The organism is Streptomyces sp. NPDC001732 (assembly GCF_053596315.1).
Map to the genome: position 1 here is coordinate 1 of NZ_JBSFFY010000171.1, position 3,228 is coordinate 3,228.

Sequence of the window (3,228 nt, forward strand, 5' to 3'; positions counted from 1 at the left end):
TGCACCGCTACAACACCCCACGCCGTCACTCCCGCCTCGGGCACCGCAGCCCGATCGCCTACGAGACAGCGTCCAAAACAACATCAACTACGCTGACACCAGCCGCATAACCCGTGTCCAAGATTCGGGGTCAAGGCCCCTCGGCCCATCGCTCGTGCAGGTACGGCTTGAAGTCGTCGAGCTTCGTCCTGCGGTTCTGCCATTGGCCTTGGAAGAGGTCTTCCGGGCTTGCCGCGTCAGCCAAGCGCTGGACGGTGCGGTAGGTCATCCGGAGCTGACGGGCGACTGCCCGCCGGCTGTGTCCTTCGCCGAGCATTTCGTGCACGATGGCGTGCTTCTCGCGAGTTCGATCGGCGAAGCGGTGTCCAGTCGGCCACGGGGACGTGCCAGCTTCTGGGGCCGGTGATGCGGTGACGCTCTCGGACCTGGGAACCGTGAATGGCGCTCGCAGACAGGTCCGATGGCGCGATACGCATCGCTCGGCGGCTTCGCCGAGGTTGCGCCAGAGGGTACTGGTGGGCCGTCGGTGAGGTGCCTGCTGAGCAGGTCCTTTTCCCACGGCCCCCAGCCCGAACGACGCATGCGACTTTCACCGCACGTCGCTCTCCAGCGACTACTCCGTGAGTGCTGTGACAGGTCACTTGCCATGGATGGACGCGTGACAACTTCCGCAGACCACAAGGGTTTTGCGGTGCCGTGCGGCCATGAGATCTGCCCATGGCGGCTGGCCGCCCGGTCTTCCGAGGTCGGCGAGCTTGGCGACGTGGTGGACTTCTACCGCGTCGATCCGCCCGCACGGCTCGCACCGCCCGGCGAGGAGTCGGGTGACCAGCTCCTTGCGTTTGGTCTCGAAATTGACCGGCCCGCCGTGAACGCAGCCCTCACCTTGCCCTACCACAACGGCCGCACCGAAGGCGTCAACACCCGCACCAAGAGGATCATGAGGCAGATGCACGGCCGCGCCGGATTCGCCCTCCTCCGCCACCGCATCCTCCTGCCCTGACAGACACCCAGCGTCACCACCGACTACGGGCCAGAGCCGCTCGTTTGACAGACCCCGGCCAGGTGCAGGGCGCCCTGGGCGGTCGGCTGTCCGGCCGCCGCCCGCGCCAGCATCCTTGCCACGGGTGCCAACGGATGACTTGGAACCGGGTGACTGGTCAAGGGTGTGTTGCCTGTTTCCCATCGCCCGGGACGCCGTCACGACCGCCATCAGCGTGAGCACTCCGAGGGCCGTCCCGACAACGGGTGGCGTGAGCCAGGGCCAAGTGCTGGGCCGCTGTCGCCGACGCTGGTGCCGCACGCATCCGATCCCAGCCGGGTCGCCGCGCTCGGGATCCTCGTGCACGTACAACACTTTGGGCGCCGCATTCCGTTCCGGCTGCCGAGCGTGTCAGGCCTGATTCTGGGTGCGGCGGGCGTAGGCGCGAGCGGCGCGGGCCCGGTCGCCGCAGCGGGTGGAGCACCAGTGGCGGCGGCCGCGTCGGAGCAGGTACCGGTTGCAGGGGGCGGAGCCGCATGCCGTCAGGCGTTCGGCGTCGGGGCCGGTGAGCAGATCGGCGGCGTTGGTGGCGAGGGCTGCCTGGGCGTGGTCGACGAGCTGGGTGATGGGGTGTGAAACAGCTCGGTAGGGGCCGTTCTTCTCGTCCCAGTGCAGCAGTGCGATGGTGGGGGTCTTGATCAGCGCGTCGTTGACGGCGGACAGGGCCGCGGGCAGCGCGGGGAGTCCGGCGACGTGGCAGGCGAACAAGGATCTGATCTGTTCGCGCAGCGAACGCAGTTGCGCGGTGCACATCTCCTGAAGTCCCGCGTCGGCGGGTGCGAGGCCGTGCTCGGTGAGCCACTGATTCGCCGACGCAGGGGTGCCGAGGAGATCCACGTGCTGCCCTTGGGGCAGGGCGATGGCGCTGTTGGCGAAGTCGAGGGCGGGGTACTCCTCTGCGCCCGAAGCGGGCGGCGGAACAGGCTCGGCGGCCGTGACCTCCTTCATGACTCTCATGGTACAGCTTGCGCCATCCGTGAGGAGTCCCGTACGGTCACCTCACGGATACGGCGTATTCATCCATGAGAAAGTGGTGCTGCATGACTTCCTCCGACACGACAGCCAGCGACCAGTTCCCCGTCCGCGTCTTCGGTGGTCCGACCGCTCTTTTCGAGTACGGCGGCCTGCGGTTCCTGACCGACCCCACCTTCGACGCCCCCCGTGACTACCCGTCCGAAGGGCCGCTCCTGATCAAGACGACACCCTCCTCGGGCAGCCCTGCCGATCTGGGCCGCATCGACGTCGTTCTGCTCTCCCATGACGAGCACGCCGACAACCTCGACGACTCCGGCCGGGCTCTGCTCGCCGACGTCCCGCTCACGCTCACCACCCCCGGCGGCGGGCGGCGTCTCGGGGAGCGGGCCAAGGGACTGCACGACTGGGAGTCGATCGAACTGGACCGTCCCAAGGGCGGCACCATCACCGTGACCGGTGTCCCCGCCATCCACGGTCCCGGGGCACGTGAGGAGGTCGAGCCGGTCACCGGCCAAGTGGTCGGCTTCGTCCTGACCGGCGAAGGCCTGCCCACCGTCTACGTCAGCGGCGACAACGCCTCTCTCGACGTGGTCGAGGAGATCGCCGGGCGCTACGCCCCGGTGGACACCGCGATCGTCTTCGCCGGCGCCCCTCGCTTCCCCGCCCTCTTCGAGGGTATGTGCATCGTCCTCGACAGCGCTCAGGCCGCCGAGGCCGCCACGATCCTCGACGCCCGCCGCGTGGTGCCCGTCCACTACGACAGCTGGGCCCACTTCACCGAAGGCCGCGACCAGCTGATGGCCGCTTTCACCGCCGCCGCTCTGGCCGACCGCCTGGACTTCGGCTACCGGGGCTGACCGGAAGGAACGCCCCCGGCCGGAAGCGGGAGGAGCGCCGCACGGCGTCTCACGCAATCGTGCAGCGCAGCCATGACGTAGCGATGCTGCGTCAAACGGTGAGACCCAGGTCCTCCCCTGAGGCCGGTCTCTCCCCGCTGCACGCGGCGCCTGCCTCTGCGACTACGAGGCCCATCGCTACAGGGCCTTGTCGGTGCGGGTCTCGATAGCGCGCAGTACGGCTGCCATGTCCGACTCGCCGTACCCGAGCCCCGCCGTCGGCACTGTCACGTTGACTGACCGGGTGGGATGATCTTGTGGTTGATCGTGCCGGGAGGGGTTCACTCGTGTCGTCCGCGTCGCCGTCGTACAGGG

Annotated in this window: 4 protein-coding genes and 1 pseudogene; 2 read left to right on the forward strand and 3 right to left on the reverse strand. The window is 68.4% G+C overall.

What is annotated here, in order from left to right; translation table 11 throughout:
* Positions 1 to 130: 130 nt before the first annotated feature.
* Together ACWCXX_RS41015 and ACWCXX_RS41020 are read right to left on the reverse strand one after the other, a co-directional pair.
* Positions 131 to 325: a hypothetical protein gene (locus tag ACWCXX_RS41015; RefSeq protein ID WP_451136376.1), complete on the reverse strand. Its 195-nt coding sequence runs from the start codon at positions 323 to 325 to the stop codon at positions 131 to 133.
* A 312-nt stretch (positions 326 to 637) separates the two neighbouring features.
* Complete coding sequence (locus tag ACWCXX_RS41020; RefSeq protein ID WP_451136381.1) at positions 638 to 898, reverse strand: HNH endonuclease; 261 nt, start codon at positions 896 to 898, stop codon at positions 638 to 640.
* Between ACWCXX_RS41020 and ACWCXX_RS41025 the strand changes: the two are divergent.
* Positions 845 to 1,003, forward strand: a pseudogene (locus tag ACWCXX_RS41025) (ISL3 family transposase); the annotation flags it as partial. The gene ACWCXX_RS41020 and the pseudogene ACWCXX_RS41025 overlap by 54 nt on opposite strands.
* A gap of 390 nt (positions 1,004 to 1,393) precedes the next feature.
* Here ACWCXX_RS41025 and ACWCXX_RS41030 read toward each other — a convergent pair.
* Positions 1,394 to 1,990, reverse strand: a complete 597-nt coding sequence (locus ACWCXX_RS41030) for a CGNR zinc finger domain-containing protein (protein ID WP_451136378.1) — start codon at positions 1,988 to 1,990, stop codon at positions 1,394 to 1,396.
* A gap of 92 nt (positions 1,991 to 2,082) precedes the next feature.
* Between ACWCXX_RS41030 and ACWCXX_RS41035 the strand changes: the two genes are divergently transcribed.
* The gene (locus ACWCXX_RS41035; protein ID WP_451136379.1) at positions 2,083 to 2,874 is read left to right on the forward strand and encodes an MBL fold metallo-hydrolase; all 792 of its coding nucleotides are present in this window, start codon (positions 2,083 to 2,085) and stop codon (positions 2,872 to 2,874) included.
* The last annotated feature ends 354 nt before the right edge of the window (positions 2,875 to 3,228 follow it).

Excerpts from the sequence above, each read along its gene's own strand:
- ACWCXX_RS41030 (WP_451136378.1), bottom strand. The coding sequence starts at position 1,990 with ATGAAGGAGGTCACGGCCGCCGAGCCTGTTCCGCCGCCCGCTTCGGGC.
- ACWCXX_RS41035 (WP_451136379.1), top strand. The coding sequence starts at position 2,083 with ATGACTTCCTCCGACACGACAGCCAGCGACCAGTTCCCCGTCCGCGTC.